A 16,144-nucleotide genomic window follows, 5' to 3' on the forward strand; every position below is an offset into this window, starting at 1 on the left:
CGACGCTGCTAGGTTGTGAATCGCGGTGCAGTTATCCACAGGTGGGCCTCGCAGAAACCGCGGAATCATGCGGCAGAACGCCGATTCACGATTTCGTGTGCGAGGGGGAACGGATCAGTTCAAGTCCCCCCTCGCGCACGAATGAGTGGAGAACCCCCTGGTCACCAGGGGGTTCTTCGCGTTGTAGCACCGGTTGCGAGTCCGCGGCAGGCGCCCGCTCCGCGCTCCTCATGGGCTCAGGCGCTCGAAGAGCTCCCGGCCGGCGAGCGACTGCTGCGGGCCGGTGCTCATCTCGGCCACCCAGAGATCCCCGCGGAAGAAATAGGTCTTGCGGAACGGGGCGATGCCGGTCTCCGTGTAGTCGCTGAAGATCACGACGCCGTCCTCGTCCGCGCGCTCGAAGTCGGAGTCTTCGAGCGCGGCCACGAGCCCCGAGCGCACCTCTGGGGCGAGGATCGCCGCGTACACCTGGAGCACGAAGTCGGTGCTGGGGTAGCCCCAGACGCACTGGATCGACTGCTCCGCGTTCACGAGCGCCTCGCCGGCGACCGGCCCGAAGCCGTACTCCAGGGTCTGCTCCCGGAGTCCCGCTGCCGCCTCCGGGAGCGACTCGATCCGCGCGTCCCCTCCGTAGAGCTCCTGCAACCGGGGGAGCGGAAGCGCCTCGTCGCAGCTCGCCGGCAGCGAGACGGGCTCGGCGGGCTCTCCGGGTGCGGGATCCGGCGTCTCGGTCGGGCTCGGCGACGGGCCGGGCGCCGTGGTGGGCGGGTTCGCCGGCGAGCCGGTTCCCGGCGACATCGGAGCGCAGCCGCCGAGCAGCGGGGCGATCGCCAGTGCGGCCGTCGCGACGCTGAGGAATCGGAGCCCGTTCATGGTCTCAGGGTACGTCGAGCGGGTCCGGAATCACAGGGTCGCCGGACCGCGCGAGGCGCGCCCGCCGCGATGCGCCGTGACGTGCCGAAGTGTGGCATAATTGATCCTTGTGCCACGGTGCGGCACTGCCGTGAGGGTCCGCACGAACCGTGAGCCGAGACCTCAGTACTTTTCGATATCCGCGATCCCGACTTGCGGCGGGCGCAGAGAGTAGACAACCATGCAGAAGCTCGACCACGTCGATGCCGCGTCGCTCAAGAGCGACATCCCCGAGTTCCGCGCCGGCGACACCGTCAAGGTGCACGTCAACATCGTCGAGGGCAACCGCTCGCGCGTCCAGGTGTTCCAGGGCGTCGTGATCTCGCGCCACGGCGAGGGCGTCCGCGAGACGTTCACCGTGCGCAAGATCAGCTTCCAGGTGGGCGTCGAGCGCAAGTTCCCGGTGCACTCGCCCGCGATCGACAAGATCGAGGTCGTCACCCGCGGCGACGTGCGTCGCGCCAAGCTCTACTACCTGCGCGGCCTCACCGGCAAGAAGGCCAAGATCAAGGAGAAGCGCGACGCCTGAGCGTCCCGCCTCCGCACGGGCTTAGCACGACAAGCCTGTGCAACTCTCAGGCTCCCTCCTGCGATGGGTGGGAGCCTGAGGTGTCTCTATGGAACCGTCGAGCGGGTGCGATGCGCGCCGTTCGGAGAACGAATCTTGGGAGTGCTCATGAGCGAAGCCGACACGCCGGAGGCCCCGCGGCGGTCCCGTCGAAGCGGGCTCCTCGGGTTCCTGCGCGATCTCGTCGTCATCCTGCTGGTCGCGTTCCTCGTCTCCTTCCTGCTGAAGACGTTCCTGGTGCGCAGCTTCTACATCCCCTCCGTCTCGATGGAGCAGACCCTCAAGGTCAACGACCGCATCCTCGTGAACCAGCTGGTGCCGCAGCTCGTGCCGGTGCAGCGGGGCGACATCGTGGTGTTCAAGGATCCGGGCGGCTGGCTGCTGCCGCGCAGCGCCGAACCGCCCCAGGGCTTCGAGAAGGTGCTGCAGTCGGTGGGCCTCGCGGCCGATACGAGCCACGAGTACGTGGTCAAGCGGGTGATCGGGGTCGGCGGCGACCGCGTGCAGTGCTGCGACGCCGAGGGCCGCGTGACGGTCAACGGGATCCCGCTCGACGAGCCGTACATCGTGATCCCGCCGGGCGAGGAGCGGGCGTCCAAGATCGACTTCGACGTGACCGTGCCGGAGGACTCCGTGTGGGTGATGGGCGACAACCGCTACCAGAGCAAGGACTCGCGGTACAACCAGGAGCAGCCGGGCAAGGGCTTCGTGCCCGAGAGCGAGATCGTGGGCCGGGCCTTCCTGCTCAACTGGCCGCTGAACCGCTTCACCTGGCTCGGCACCCCCGAGGGCACGTTCACGGGGGTCGAGGAGGCCCGGCAGTGACCCGCGTCCCGGTCGCCGCGCCGTCGAAGGATCCGACGCTCGCGTTCGAGCGGGAGTGCTTCGAAGCCGGGGCGACGCTCGTGATCGGGATCGACGAGGTGGGGCGGGGAGCCGTGGCCGGTCCGGTCGCGGTCGGGGTCCACGCCGTGCGGGCGGGGGCCGACGCGTTTCCCGAGGGTCTGCGCGATTCGAAGCTGCTGAGCGAGAAGCGGCGCGAGGCGCTGGCGCCGCTCGTGCGGGAGTGGGGTCCCGGCGCCGTCGGCTTCGGCAGTGCGGAGGAGATCGACGCCCGCGGGATCGGCGCCATGCTGGGCGAGGCCGCCCGGCGGGCGCTGCTCGAGCTGCACGCGGCCGGGGTGCCGGTCGACCGTGCGGTCATCCTGCTCGACGGCTCGCACGACTGGCTGTCGCCGGCGCTGCGCAACCCGCTCGACGTGCGCACGCGCGTGGGCGCGGATCGCACGTGCGCGAGCGTGGCCGCGGCCTCCGTGCGCGCCAAGGTGCTGCGCGACGCCGTGATGCGCGAGGCGCACGAGGCGCACCCGGAGTACGGGTGGGCCTCGAACAAGGGGTACGGATCCCGCGCCCACTACGACGGGATCGCCAGGCACGGCCCGACCGAGCTGCATCGCCGCACCTGGATCAAGCCGGGGACGTGAGCCCCGCGCGATAGTCTGGTCTGGTGAATTCGACAGCAGACGCACGCGCCGACGGGCGCTCCCCGGCGCAGATGCGCCCCGTGACCATCGAACGGGGCTGGAGCGCCCAGGCCGAGGGCAGCGCACTCATCTCCTTCGGCGCTACCAGGGTGCTCTGCACCGCCTCGTTCACCCCCGGCGTGCCCCGCTGGCTGGCGGGCAAGGGCACCGGCTGGGTCACGGCCGAGTACTCGATGCTGCCGCGGTCGACGAACGAGCGCATGCAGCGCGAGTCGGTGAAGGGGCGCATCGGCGGCCGCACGCACGAGATCTCCCGTCTCATCGGCCGCAGCCTGCGCGCCGTCATCGACACGAAGGCGCTGGGGGAGAACACCATCGTCATCGACTGCGACGTGCTGCAGGCCGACGGCGGCACCCGCACCGCGTCCATCACGGGCGCCTACGTCGCGCTGGCCGACGCGGTCGAGTGGGCGCGGGCGCAGGGCCACATCGCCAAGAAGGCGCAGCCGCTCGTCGACAGCGTCGCCGCGGTGTCGGTGGGCATCGTCGACGGCGTGCCCCTGAGCGACCTCGCCTACGTGGAGGACTCGCGCGCCGAGACCGACATGAACGTGGTGGTGACCGGGGCCGGAGATTTCGTGGAGGTGCAGGGCACGGCCGAGGGGGCGCCGTTCAAGCGCGCCGAGCTCGACCGGCTGCTCGACCTCGCGCTCGCCAGCGCCGCCGAGCTCGCCGAGCTGCAGCGGGACGTGCTGGGCGGCGGAGAGCCGGGAGCACGGATATGACGCAGACGCTGGTGCTGGCCTCGCACAACGCCCACAAGCTCGAGGAGCTGCGCCGGATCCTCGGCCCGCTCATCCCCGGCATCGAGCTCATCGGCTACGACGGCCCGGAACCGGTCGAGAACGGGCTGAGCTTCGAGGAGAACGCGCTGCTCAAGGCGCGGGCGGCCGCGGCCCACACCGGCCGCCCCGCCATCGCCGACGACTCCGGCATCGCCGTCGACGTGCTCGGCGGCTGCCCGGGGATCTTCTCGGCGCGCTGGGGCGGCCCCGCGCGCAGCGATCGCGCGAACGTCGAGCTGCTGCTGTGGCAGCTCACCGACATCGCCGACGAGCACCGCGCCGCCGGCTTCGTGTGCGCGGCCGCACTGGCGCTGCCGCCGTCGGAGGACGGGCCGGGCGAGGAGATCTGCGAGCTCGGGGTCTGGCAGGGCAGCGTGCTGCGCGAGCCCGCCGGCGAGGGCGGCTTCGGCTACGATCCGATCTTCCGCCCCGAGGGCGAGCAGCGCTCGGCGGCGGAGCTCACCGCCGCCGAGAAGGACCTGCTCTCGCATCGCACCCGCGCGTTCGGCACGCTCGCCCCCGCGATCCGCGATCTCGTCTGATCCCTCCGTCCGAGCCCCCGGTCCGAGCGCCCGGAGGCCCCGAAACGTCGGCTTGTGAGGACCCTGAGCCCGAGCCCGAGTGCCCCGCGATCGCGATGCGGCATCCAACACACGAGTGACATCATTTCGATCCAGAGATGGAGATACGACGATGACGGAACAGCAGTCGGGCGGCCTCGTGCGCCCGGATATCTCTGAGGCGGACGCGATCGTGATCGCTCGCGCCTGCTACGGCATCGAGGCCACGGCGCGGGAGCTCGGCAGCAACCAGGACCGCAACTTCGTGCTCGAGGAACCCGACGGGACCCGCAGCGTGCTGCGCGTCGACAACCCGGTCTTCGGCGACGACGCCCGCGACGCGCAGCACGCGGCCCTCGACGCCTACCGCGCCGCAGGCGTGCCGGTGCCGGCGGTGCTGCCCGGGCTCGACGGCGCGCTCACGCAGCGCTGCGCGCACGGCTTCGCGGTGCGGCGCAGCGAGTTCGCGCCGGGCGAGCCGATGGTCGACGTCGGCTACTTCGCCCCCGCGGTGCTCGCGCAGTTCGGAGCTCTGGCCGCCGCCTCGGTGAACGCGCTCGCGGGGCTCGAACACCCCGGGCTCGCCCGAGAGCACATGTGGACGATGGACGTCGCGCACGCGGAGACGGTCAAGCTCGCCCCCGCGATCGCCGACGAGGAGCTGCGCGAGCGCGTGCTCGCGGCGGCCGACGAGGCGCGGGCCGCGCTGGGGCTCGTCGCGGAGGCGCTGCCCCTGCAGGCGATCCACGGCGACCTCACCGACGACAACGTGACGGGGCTGCGGGGCGACGACACCCGCCTGCACCCGCACACGGTGCTCGACCTCGGCGACCTCGCCTACGGCTGGCGGGTGGCCGAACTCGCGGTGACGGCCTCGTCGATGCTGCACCACGAGCCCGAGCGCCCGCTGCGCGTGCTCGACACGATCGCCGCGTTCCACCGCGATGCGCCCCTGTCGGCGGCTGAAGCGCGCGCCGTGTGGCCGCTCGTCGTGCTGCGCGGCGCGATCCTCGTCGCGAGCGGCTGGCGGCAGCTCGAGATCGACGGCGGCAACGAGTACGCGCGGGACCGCATCGCGGGGGAGCAGGCGATCTTCGACGCCGCGACCGCGCTGCCGCTCGCCGAGATGACCGAGCACGTGCTGGCGCGGCTCGGATTCGCCGGGGTCGCGGAGGGAACCGGGCTGCGGCTGCTGGGGGTGCCGATGCCGGCGGGTCTCAAGGAGCTGGCCGGGGAGGGGCGCTCCTTCCACGAGCTGCGGGAGCGGCGGGTGCTGCCTCTGCGCTCCCTGCTGCCGGAGCTCGGGGGCGAGGTCGCGATGCTCGATCCCGGCGTGGAGAGCGACGCCCTCGACGCGGGAAGGTGGCTGAGCGACGATGCCGAGGACCGGCTCGTCGCGGACGCCCTCGCGAGCGGCGCGGCCGCCGCCGTGCTGCCCTACGGGGTCTACCGCCTCACGCGCACCGCGATCGACTCGGCGGTCGCGGCCGAGACCTGGCCCATCGGCACGGAGGCGGTCGTCGCTCCCGGCGAGGAGCTCGCGGTGACCGCGCCGGTCGCCGGCTCGGTCGCCGTCGCCACCGACCGCGGTGTGCTGCTCGACCTGCGCAACGGATGGTTCCTCTCGGTCGACGGCGTGCGCGCCGAGTGCTCCGAGGGAGACGCCGTCGAGCCGGGATCCCGGATCGCGGCGCTGGCGGCAGCGGCGGATCTCCGGGCCGTCGCCGTCGCCCTGTGCCGCGCCGACGCGATCGACGGGGCGGCCCCGCCGATCCTCTCCCTCGACGTGCCCGATCCGGGGCGGACCCAGCTCGTGTCCCCCGAGCGCGTGCCCGCGTGGTCGCGCCTCACCCGCGATCCGTCCGCGATGCTGAACCTCGCGTCGCTCGCGCAGCGCGACGAGGCCGCCGACGAGCTCGCGCGCCGCGAACGCATCTTCGCGAGCGCGCAGGAGCGGTACTACGAGCGCCCGATGCAGATCGAGCGCGGCTGGCGCCACCACCTCATCGACACCACGGGCCGCGCCTACGTCGACGTGGTCAACAACGTCACCGGGCTGGGGCACGGGCACCCGGGCGTCGCCGACGCGGTGAACCGCCAGATCCGCATCCTCAACACCAACTCGCGCTTCCTGTACCGCGAGCTGGCCGAGTACAGCGAGCGCCTGCTGGCGCTCCTGCCTCCGGCGGCGCGCGAGGGCGGCCCGGATCGCGACGCGCTCGACACGGTGCTGCTCGTGAACTCCGGCTCGGAGGCCGTCGACCTCGCTCTGCGTCTGGCCCAGGCGGCGACGACCCGCAGGACCGTCGTCGCCCTGCGCGAGGCCTACCACGGCTGGACCATGGCGAGCGACGCCGTCACCACGAGCGCCTACGACAACCCCCACGCGCTCGAGAACCGGCCCGACTGGGTGCACGTCGCGGACGTGCCCAACCGCTTCCGCGGCACGTATCGAGGCGCGGCCGACGACGTGAGCGTCGGGAGCGCCTACGCCCACGATCTGGCCGCCGACCTCGCGTTCCTGGCCGAGCAGGGCCGCCCGGTCGCGGGCTTCATCTGCGAGTCGGTGCTCGGCAACGCGGGCGGCGTGCTGCTGCCGGAGGGATACCTCGCGGAGGTCTACGAGCGCGTGCGGGAGGCCGGCGGCCTGTGCATCGCCGACGAGGTGCAGGTGGGCTTCGGGCGCATGGGGTCGAGCTTCTGGGGCTTCGAGCAGTCGGGGGTCGTGCCCGACCTCATCACGATCGCGAAGCCGATGGGCAACGGGTTCCCCATCGGCGGCGTCATCACCTCGAAGCGGGTGGCCGACGCGCTCGCCTCGCAGGGCCAGTTCTTCGCCTCGACCGGTGGCAACCCGCTGTCGTGCCGGGTCGGCCTCGCGGTGCTCGACGCGATGCGCGAGGAGGGCCTGCAGGAGAACGCGCGGGTCGTGGGCGAGCGGTTGCGGGCCGGGTTCGCGGCGCTCGCGGAGCGGCACGCGATCATCGGGCCGGTGCACGGCGAGGGCCTGTATCTCGGCGTCGAGCTGGTGCGGGATCGCGCGACGCTCGAGCCCGCGACGCAGGAGGCCGCGGCGATCTGCGAGCGGCTCAAGGAGCTGGGGGTCGTCGTGCTCACCACTTCGGAGCGGTCGAACGTGCTGAAGGTGAAGCCGCCGCTGTGCCTCACCCCGGAGAGCGCCGACTTCGTGGTCGCCGCGCTCGACCGGGTGCTCGCCGAGGGCTGGTAGCCTTCGCATCGCCGATGGAGCGGGCGGAGCGGGCCGAAACCCGGAGGTTCTCGGTTCCGACTCCGCTCCGCTCCGTCGACCGGCGTTTCTCCGGGACCGCGCGGTAGACTGCTGGATCATGGCATCAGCGCTCCACCCGTCCGTCACCCGCTTCGAGTGCGCTGAGCCGCAGCTGCACGGCGCGACCGTGCGGCTGCGGTACGCGGCGCGGGCCGGCTCCGACGTCGTCGCCGAGTTCACCGAGACCATCGAACTGCCGGCCGCCCTCGATCGCGCACCGGCGGCGGTCGTCGACGGCGTGCTGCGGCTGCTGTCGCTCGCGGCCTCGCTCAGCTACTTCAAGGCCTTCGCGCCCGCCGTGCTCGCGGTGCCGGGCGGGCTCACCGGCGCCGAGCGCGCCTTCGTCACGGACCTCATCGGCGGCGGCATGGGCGAGTTCGCCTTCGTCAACGGGATGCCCGAGGTGCTCTCGACCGAGGTGGAGGCCCCCGTGCTGCCGTCGCCCGTCTCGAGCGGGGGATCCGCGGCGGAGGCCGCGCCCGGCGGCCCGCGGCGCCTGCTCGTGGCCGTCGGCGGCGGCAAGGACTCGATCGTCTCGATCGAGTCGCTGCGCGGCGCCGGCTTCGACGTGGGCCTCTTCGCCGTCAACACCCAGCCGCCGATGGCGCGCACGGCCGAGGTGGCTCGGCTGCCGCTGCACGAGGTGCGCCGCCGGCTCGATCCCGAGCTCTTCGCGCTGAACGCGGCCGGAGCGCCCAACGGCCACGTCCCGGTGACCGCGGTCAACTCGCTCATCGCGGTGCTCACCGCCCTCGCGCTCGGTTACGACGGCGTGGTGTTCAGCAACGAGGCGGGATCCTCGTACGGCAACTTCGCCTGGGCGGGCCGCGTGATCAACCACCAGTGGTCGAAGGGCATCGAGTTCGAGCGGCTGCTGCGCGAGACGCTGCCGGCCGGGGCTCCGGACTACGTGTCGCTGCTGCGGCCCATCAACGAGATCCGGATCGCGCGCCGCTTCGCGACGCTCACCGCTTACCACCCGGTCTTCACGAGCTGCAACCGGGCCTTCCGCATCCACGGCGCCTCGGCGACGTGGTGCGGCGACTGCCCGAAGTGCCGCTTCATCTTCCTGATGCTCGCGCCGTTCATCGGGCGCGACGAACTGCTCGCGATCTTCGGCGGGAGGGACCTGTTCGCCGACGAGGAGCAGCTGACGGGCTTCCTCGAGCTGTTCGGCGCCGACGGGCTGGTCAAACCGTTCGAGTGCGTGGGCGAGCCCGACGAGTGCCGGGTCGCGCTGTCCCTGGTGCGCGAGCGCGACGACTGGAGCGGCCACCCGTTCCTCGGCCGCCCGGAGATCGCCGGAGTGTCGGCCACCGCGGCCGAGCGCGAGGCCGTCTTCGCGTGGCACACGGGCGAGCACTTCCTGTCGCCCGAGCTGGAGGGCGTGGCCCGTGCGATTTGACGAGCTCGCCGGCCGGGACGTGGTGATCTGGGGTGCGGGCCGCGAGGGCCGCGCCGCGCACGCGGAGCTCCTGCGCCGCGGGATCCCCGCGACGATCGCGGTGACCGGCGGCGGCTCCGCGCCCGACGACCTGCGGCACGCGGCCGTCGACGGCGACGCGGCGCTCGAGCGCCTGCTCGCGGCCGAGGTCGTGGTGAAGTCGCCGGGGATCCCGCGCACCTCACCCGACTTCCTGCGCCTGGCCGAGAGCGGCGCGCGACTGACCTCGCTCATGGACCTCTGGCTGAACGACAACGCGGAGCGCGTGATCGCGGTGACCGGCACGAAGGGCAAGAGCACCACCTCGACGCTCGTGCGCCACGTGCTCGACGCGCTCGGCTACCGGGCGGTGCTCGCCGGCAACGTCGGCGTGGCCGTCGCCGGCGACCTCGATCCGCAGGTGCAGGCCGCGGTGACCGAGGTGTCCAGCTATCAGGCCTCGGACCTGACGGCGTCGCCCCGGGTCGCCGTGCTCACCTCGCTGTACCCCGAGCACCTGCCGTGGCACGGCGGCTACGAGCGCTACGTCGCCGACAAGCTCAACCTCGTGGCGCACGGCCCCGAGACGGTGGTGGTGCCGTCGCGCGAGCACGAGCTCTTCGCACTCGCCACCGCGCGCGCGGGGGAGCGCACGCGCGTGATCACCCCCGCGGAGCTCGGGATCCGCGCGCACGAGGACCGCCTCGTCTGGGACGGCGCGGGCGAGATCTCGGCCGAGGACTTCGGGCTGCGGGGCGCGCACAACCTCGCCAACGCGGCGCTCGCGCTCGCGGCGGTGCACGCCTTCACCGGGCTGGCCGACGCGGACCGCGCGCGGGCGCTGGACGCGGTGCGCGGCTTCGCGCCGCTGCGGCACCGGCTCGAGGTGATCGCCTCCGGAGACGGGCTCGTCTGGGTGGACGACAGCCTCGCCACGGCCCCGCAGGCGGTCGTCGCGGCGCTCACCGCCTACGCCGGCTCGCGCGTCACCCTGATCGCAGGCGGAGCCGAGCGCGACCTGCCGTTCGCACCCCTGATCGACTACCTCGCCGAGCGCGGCGACGCCTTCCCGGTCCGCGTGATCGGCACCGGGCCCGCGGGCGCGCGGCTCGTCGCCGAGGGCGAGCGGCGGGTGCCGCGCGTGCCGCGCATGGAGCTGGCCGACGGCTTCGCCGACGCGCTCGCGCGGGCGCGCGCCGGATCCGAGCCGGGCGACGTGATCCTGCTCTCCCCCGGCGCCCCCAGCTTCGACGAGTTCGCCGACTACGAGGCGCGGGCCGCCGTGTTCCGGGCCGCGGCGGAGGCCGGGCAGCGGGTCTGACGCCGGACGCCGCGCGTCAGACCCGGCTCCGTGCCCGGGCATCCCGGCGCAGGCGTTCCGAGCGGGGTCCGATCGCCCGCAGCGCGCCGAGGATCGCGACGAGGTCGACGGCCTCCTGCAGCCAGGCGCCGGCGAGCGCCGGGAGGAACCCGAGGGCGGCGACGAGCATCAGGCCGACGCTGATGACGATGCCGAGCCAGATGCTCTGCAGGGCGATCCGGACCGTGTCCTTCCCGATCCGCACGGCGCGCGGCAGCCCGGCGAGGCTATCGTAGCGGTTCACGATGTCGGCGGATTCGCTCGCCGCGGTGGCGCCGCGGGCGCCCATCGCGAAGCCGACGTCGGCGGCCGCCAGCACCGGAGCGTCGTTGAGGCCGTCGCCGACCATGACGAGCGGCCGGGGCCGCACCTCGCTCACGATCCGCACCTTGTCCGCCGGGCGGCACTCGGCGTGCACCTCGCCGATGCCGAGGTCCGCCGCGATCGGTGCGGCTGTGGCCGCCACGTCTCCGGTCACCATGAGCGTGCGCTCGATCCCGAGCCGCTGCAGCTCCTCGAACACGCCGGCCGCCTCATCCCGCACCCGGTCGCGCATCACGATCGCGCCCGCGAACCGGTCGTCGATCGCGACGTAGATCGCCAGTTCCCCGGGCTCCAGCGGTACGGGAGCCAGGCCCGGTGAGTACCCGCGCAGCCACGAGGGTTTGCCCACCCGCACCGTCGCGGCGCCCTCGACGCCGATCGCCAGCACGGCGGCGACGCCGTTGGTGGCGGCCTCCTCCGCGCGAGCGGCCTCGAGCAGGGCGCATCCGCGCCGCTTCGCGGCCGCGATCACCGAGCCCGCGAGTACGTGGGAGGAGTACACCTCGGCGGACGCGGCCAGCTGCAGCACCTCGTTCTCGCCGAATCCGGGCTCGGGCACGATGCGATCGAGCACGGGCCGGCCGGTCGTGACGGTGCCGGTCTTGTCGAACGCGGCCGATCGGACGCGCGAGAGCTGCTCGAGAGTGCCCCCGCCCTTGACGATCAGCCCGAATCGCGCGGCTCGGCTCATGCCGCCGAGGAACGCGACCGGGGCGGCGATCAGCAGCGGGCACGGCGTGGCCACCACCAGCACCTCGGCGAACCTGACGGGGTCGCCGCTGACCGCCCACGCGATGCCCGCGATGACGAGCGAGAGCGCCGTGAACGGCACCGCGTACCGATCCGCGAGGCGCACGACCCTCGCCCGGCTGCCCGCCGCGCGCTCGACCAGCCGCACGATCTGCTGGTACTCGCTGTCGGCCGCGACGGCGACGGCGCGCATGGCGACCGCCGTCGCGCCGTTCACCGCGCCGCTGGACACGCGCTCTCCCGCCGCGCGCTCCACCGGCAGGCTCTCGCCGGTGAGCGACGACTCGTCGAACACCGCGTGCTCGGAGGTCAGGACCGCGTCCACGGGGACGAGCGCACCCGGTCGCACGAGCAGCAGGTCGCCCACCCCGATCGTCTCGACCGGCACCTCCTCGGTGGCCGCCCCCGCCGCTCCGGGCGGCCCCGTGCCCGCCCCGTCGCCCGAGAGCCGGGTGGCCTGCTGAGGAGCCTTCCGCAGCAGCGCCGTGAGCTCCCGCTTCGAGCGGTGCTCGGCGTAGTCCTCGAGCGCCGCGCCGCCGGTGAGCATCAGCACCACCACGAGCGCCGCCCACGGCTCGCCGACGAGCACCGCCGCCGTGATCGCGGTCACCGCGAGGACGTCCAGTCCCGCGCGGCCCCTCAGGAGCTGCCGGATCATGCCGACCGCCTCCCACGCCGCGACGGCCAGCGCGTAGCCGCCGACGATCCAGGGGGCGGCGCCGCGCGCGGGGGTGGCGAGCAGGATCAGGCCGGCCGCGGCCACCGCCAGGGTCGCGAATACCAGAGGATAGGCCGAGATGGCGGCGCGCGCTCGGGTCATGCTCCCAGCCTGGCAGACCGGCGGGCGCGCTGCACCGCGGGCGTGCCGCGTCGACGGGTGCGCCGGACGCGTTCGCGTGCGCGAGGGGGGACTTGAACCCCCACGTCCGAGGACACTGGAACCTAAATCCAGCGCGTCTGCCAATTCCGCCACTCGCGCGCGGTGCCAGAAGAGCACCGCACCAGCCTACCGCTCCCGTTCAGTCGACGATGCGCGCGCCCTCGGGCAGGCTGGTGCCGGCCGGCAGGCGCACCGTGACGTAACCCGCCTCGGTCCCGGCGCCGGTCGCAGGGGCTGCCGAGCGCACCGGCTCCGGCTCCGGCTCCGTGAGCTCGGCCTCGATGGAGCCCGCGGTGACCTCCTCGCGCTTCGTCGTGGGGTGATGATGGCTCATCTTGTCGATCCAGGCGAGGGCGAGCGCCGACACGATGAAGGCCAGGTGGATCCCGACCTCCCACATCACGCCCTCGGAGGAGTAGATGACGCGGTCGTTCGCGTCGAGCACCCGTCCGTCGTCCATGCGGCCGACCTCGATGAAGGTCTTGAGCAGGTGGATCGAGGAGATGGAGATGATCGAGATCGCGAGCTTGACCTTGAGCAGGTTCGCGTTGACGTGGGAGAGCCAGTCGGGCTCGTCGTGATGGCCCTCGACGCGGATCTTCGAGACGAAGGTCTCGTAGCCGCCGATGATCACCATGATCAGGAGGTTCGCGATCATCACGATGTCGATGAGCGCGAGCACGCTGAGCATGACCTCGGTCTCGCTGATGTGGCCCTCGAGGATCGCGTTCTCGACCAGGTGCCAGAGCTCCACGAAGAAGAGCACCACGTAGACGGCCTGCGCGATGATGAGGCCGAGGTAGAGCGGCGCCTGCAGCCAGCGGCTCGCGAAGATGAATCCGGCGAGCGTGCGCGAGGCCGCGCCGGGCCCCCTCGCGGTGCTGCGTTCGATCGGCGGTGCTGAACGGTCGATCACGGGCGTCCTTTCGCTTCTGGTCTGGGTAAATGCTAGCGGGAGCCCGGTCCGCCTCCGCTGGGAGTCCGCGGCGGCGCGGCGGCGCGGACTCCCCGGCGCGCTAGAGGTGCAGGACGGCGCGGGCGATCATGAAGTAGACGACGAGGCCCGAGGCGTCGACGAAGGTCGAGATGAATGGGTTCGAGAACACCGCCGGATCGACCCGCACCGCCCGCGCGAGCAGCGGCATGCACCCGCCGACCGCAGCGGCCATCGTGCACACCGCGAGCAGGGTGAGCCCGATCACGGCGCCGATGCCGGGGGAGTGGACGAAGCCCGCGATCGCGAAGCCGATCGATCCGAGCAGCAGCCCGAGCACGGCCCCCGTGCGCAGCTCGCGGGCGAGCACCCGCGCGAGGTCGCGGGGGCGCACGTCGCCGAGCGCGAGCGCCCGGGTGACGGTGGTCGCCGCCTGGTTGCCGGTGTTGCCGCCCGTGCCGATGAGGAGCGGCACGAACAGGGCGAGCGCCGTGACCCGGTCGATCGTGGCCTCGAACGCGGAGAGCACCTGCACGGTCAGGGTGGCGCCCACGGCGAGGACGAGCAGCCAGACCACCCGGGATCGCACGAGCGACCGCACCGGTGTGGCCAGGTAGGGGCGGCGGAGCGGCTCGGCGCCGCCCTGCCTCGCGGCGTCCTCGCTCTCCTCCCGCTCGAGGATGCTCACCGCGGCGTCGATCGCGAGCATGCCGAGGAGGCGGCGCTCGCCGTCCACGATCGGCATGGCGAGCAGCGAGAGGTCCGTGCAGCGGCGGGCGACGAGCTCGGCGTCGTCGTCGGCCTCCGCCGTGTGCGCGGGCCGCATCAGCGTCTCGACCGTCGCCTCGGCCTCGGCTCCGAGCACATCGCGCAGGCTGGTCACGCCGACGACGCGCCGCGCGTCGTCGAGCACCGGGATCGTGTACACGGTCTCCGCGTCGCCGAGCCGCTCCCGCACGCGGTCGAGCGTCTGGCGCGCGGTGAGGGTCGCGCGTGTCGAGACGCCTCCCGGCGTCATCCACCGGCCGATGCCGTGCGGCGGGGAGACGACGGGTCCGGCGGTCGGCGGGAGGCCGGCCTCGGCGGGCGCGGCGGAGTCGCGGCTCGCGAGCTGCTGCTCGATCGTTCCGGCGAGGCGGTCGATGGTGCGGATCGGCTGGGTGGTCATGGCGGCACTCCTTCGGGACGGAGCGCACGCGCGAACGGCGCGGGCTCCGGAGACGTGTGGAGCCGGGCGCGCGCCGGTCCCGCCTAGCGGGGGCTGAGCGGAGAGGCGAGCGCGATGCCCGGCTGGTGACTGCAACTGTCACTGGACATGGGGCTCACCTCGCTTCGCTGGACGACCTGGGGACGGATCGCGGATCGCGGATCTGCGCATCGGCGACGGGTGCCGTGCGTCGTCCCGCGCACACTGTAGCACGGGGTATGATGGTGGCCGCGAAGGGGAGTATTCCGTTTCGCCCGTGTCGTCAATACGCTGCGCGCCGACCGCGCGGCCGGTGCGGGCGCGGCGTCGCGAGAGCGCTGCCGGGAAGAGACCTTCGGCACCTCGCGCACCCTGCGCCCGCCGAAGGAAAGTGGACCTCTGTGACCTCTGTGCTCCCGCTCTGGTTCGAGATCGGATCGATGATCGTGCTGATCGCGATCCTCTGCATCGACCTGCTGCTCATCATCAAGCGCCCGCATGTGCCGAGCATGCGCGAGGCGAGCCTGTGGGTGGGCTTCTACGTGCTGCTCGCGCTCATCTTCGCCGGATGCATGTTCCTGCTGGGAGACGTGCAGCACGGCACCGAGTTCCTGGCGGGCTGGCTCACGGAGTACAGCCTCTCGATCGACAACCTGTTCGTGTTCGTGCTGATCCTCGGCAGCTTCAAGGTGCCGCACGCCTACCAGCAGCGCGCGCTCATGATCGGCATCATCCTGGCGCTGATCTTCCGCGGGCTGTTCATCCTCGCCGGCGCCGCGATCATCGAGCGCTTCATCGCCGTGTTCTTCATCTTCGGCGCCTGGCTCATCTGGACCGCCTGGCAGCAGGTCAAGCCGGGCGGGCACGACGACCAGGGCGAGGGACTGGCGGTTCGCCTCGCGAAGAGGATGCTCCCCTTCAGCGACGACTACGACGGCGGCAAGCTCCGCACCACGGTCGACGGCAAGCGCATGTTCACGCCGTTCCTGCTCGTGCTGATCTCGCTCGGGGCGACCGACCTGCTCTTCGCGCTCGACTCCATCCCGGCCATCTTCGGCATCACGCAGAGCCCGTTCATCGTGTTCACCGCCAACGTCTTCGCGCTCATGGGGCTGCGCCAGCTCTACTTCCTGCTGGGCGGACTGCTCGACCGGCTCGAGTACCTCAAGTACGGCATCGCGGCGATCCTCGCGTTCATCGGCGTGAAGCTGATCCTGCACGCGCTGCACGAGAACGAGCTCCCCTTCATCAACGGCGGCGAGCATGTGCCCGTGCCCGAGGTCGACATCTGGCTCTCGCTCGGCTTCATCGTCGCGGCCATGGCGGTCTCCACCATCGCCAGCGTGGCCAAGATGCGCCGGGACGCCCGGGCGAAGGGCGAGCGCCTGCACCTCGGTGCGGCCGAGCAGCGGGAGGGCCGCGAGGACACCGGGGCGTCGCCGAGGCATCACTGACCGCGCGGCGGGCATGGGTCGCGCGACGGTGACGGATCGCGCGACGATCGCCGGACGGGCCCCGCGGCGGCCCGAGCGGGCTCACGGGAGTGTGGAGCGGCCGAGTGGTAGACTCGTCCGCATGCGTTCGCGGCGACAGCTTCTTCACAGCCGCGGCGGGGTCTAGCCCATCGGC

Annotated in this window: 13 protein-coding genes and 1 tRNA gene; 9 read left to right on the top strand and 5 right to left on the bottom strand. The window is 72.6% G+C overall.

Annotation, left to right across the window (positions count from 1 at the left end):
- Nucleotides 1-228 precede the first annotated feature (228 nt).
- Entirely contained in the window at nucleotides 229-873 is a 645-nt protein-coding gene (locus ACWKZU_RS16930) for a hypothetical protein (protein ID WP_449283508.1), read from the bottom strand.
- A gap of 220 nt (nucleotides 874-1,093) precedes the next feature.
- Between ACWKZU_RS16930 and rplS the strand changes: the two genes are divergently transcribed.
- The 8 genes from rplS (at nucleotide 1,094) to murD (ending at nucleotide 10,402) form a co-directional block, all read left to right on the top strand.
- Nucleotides 1,094-1,441, top strand: a complete 348-nt coding sequence (gene rplS / locus ACWKZU_RS16935) for a 50S ribosomal protein L19 (RefSeq protein ID WP_087015500.1) — start codon at nucleotides 1,094-1,096, stop codon at nucleotides 1,439-1,441.
- A 147-nt stretch (nucleotides 1,442-1,588) separates the two neighbouring features.
- Nucleotides 1,589-2,305: a signal peptidase I gene (lepB, locus tag ACWKZU_RS16940; RefSeq protein WP_449283509.1), complete on the top strand. Its 717-nt coding sequence runs from the start codon at nucleotides 1,589-1,591 to the stop codon at nucleotides 2,303-2,305.
- Nucleotides 2,302-2,964: a ribonuclease HII gene (locus ACWKZU_RS16945; protein WP_449283510.1), complete on the top strand. Its 663-nt coding sequence runs from the start codon at nucleotides 2,302-2,304 to the stop codon at nucleotides 2,962-2,964. Before lepB ends, ACWKZU_RS16945 begins: the two co-directional genes overlap by 4 nt.
- Nucleotides 2,965-2,987: 23 nt before the next feature.
- A complete protein-coding gene (gene rph, locus ACWKZU_RS16950; protein ID WP_449283511.1) occupies nucleotides 2,988-3,749 on the top strand; it encodes a ribonuclease PH in 762 nt (253 codons plus the stop codon).
- A complete protein-coding gene (gene rdgB / locus ACWKZU_RS16955; protein WP_449283512.1) occupies nucleotides 3,746-4,351 on the top strand; it encodes an RdgB/HAM1 family non-canonical purine NTP pyrophosphatase in 606 nt (201 codons plus the stop codon). The genes rph and rdgB overlap by 4 nt, the downstream gene beginning before the upstream one ends.
- Nucleotides 4,352-4,502: 151 nt before the next feature.
- A complete protein-coding gene (locus ACWKZU_RS16960; protein WP_449283513.1) occupies nucleotides 4,503-7,598 on the top strand; it encodes an aminotransferase in 3,096 nt (1,031 codons plus the stop codon).
- Between the two features lie 118 nt (nucleotides 7,599-7,716).
- Nucleotides 7,717-9,063, top strand: a complete 1,347-nt coding sequence (locus ACWKZU_RS16965) for a hypothetical protein (protein ID WP_449283514.1) — start codon at nucleotides 7,717-7,719, stop codon at nucleotides 9,061-9,063.
- A complete protein-coding gene (gene murD, locus ACWKZU_RS16970) occupies nucleotides 9,053-10,402 on the top strand; it encodes a UDP-N-acetylmuramoyl-L-alanine--D-glutamate ligase (protein ID WP_449283515.1) in 1,350 nt (449 codons plus the stop codon). The genes ACWKZU_RS16965 and murD overlap by 11 nt, the downstream gene beginning before the upstream one ends.
- Before the next feature lie 16 nt (nucleotides 10,403-10,418).
- Here murD and ACWKZU_RS16975 read toward each other — a convergent pair whose 3' ends face one another.
- The 4 genes from ACWKZU_RS16975 to mgtE form a co-directional block, all read right to left on the bottom strand.
- The gene (locus ACWKZU_RS16975; RefSeq protein WP_449283516.1) at nucleotides 10,419-12,335 is read right to left on the bottom strand and encodes a heavy metal translocating P-type ATPase; all 1,917 of its coding nucleotides are present in this window, start codon (nucleotides 12,333-12,335) and stop codon (nucleotides 10,419-10,421) included.
- A 77-nt stretch (nucleotides 12,336-12,412) separates the two neighbouring features.
- Nucleotides 12,413-12,494 (bottom strand) — tRNA-Leu (locus ACWKZU_RS16980).
- 40 nt (nucleotides 12,495-12,534) lie between these two features.
- The gene (locus ACWKZU_RS16985) at nucleotides 12,535-13,311 is read right to left on the bottom strand and encodes a TIGR00645 family protein (protein ID WP_449283517.1); all 777 of its coding nucleotides are present in this window, start codon (nucleotides 13,309-13,311) and stop codon (nucleotides 12,535-12,537) included.
- 100 nt (nucleotides 13,312-13,411) lie between these two features.
- Nucleotides 13,412-14,497 (bottom strand): magnesium transporter, encoded by a 1,086-nt coding sequence (gene mgtE, locus ACWKZU_RS16990; RefSeq protein WP_449283518.1) that lies wholly within the window; start codon nucleotides 14,495-14,497, stop codon nucleotides 13,412-13,414.
- A 419-nt stretch (nucleotides 14,498-14,916) separates the two neighbouring features.
- On the opposite strand from mgtE, the gene ACWKZU_RS16995 reads away from it, so the two are divergent.
- The gene (locus tag ACWKZU_RS16995; RefSeq protein WP_449283519.1) at nucleotides 14,917-15,969 is read left to right on the top strand and encodes a TerC family protein; all 1,053 of its coding nucleotides are present in this window, start codon (nucleotides 14,917-14,919) and stop codon (nucleotides 15,967-15,969) included.
- Nucleotides 15,970-16,144 lie beyond the last annotated feature (175 nt).

It is taken from the genome of Leucobacter sp. (assembly GCF_053528595.1).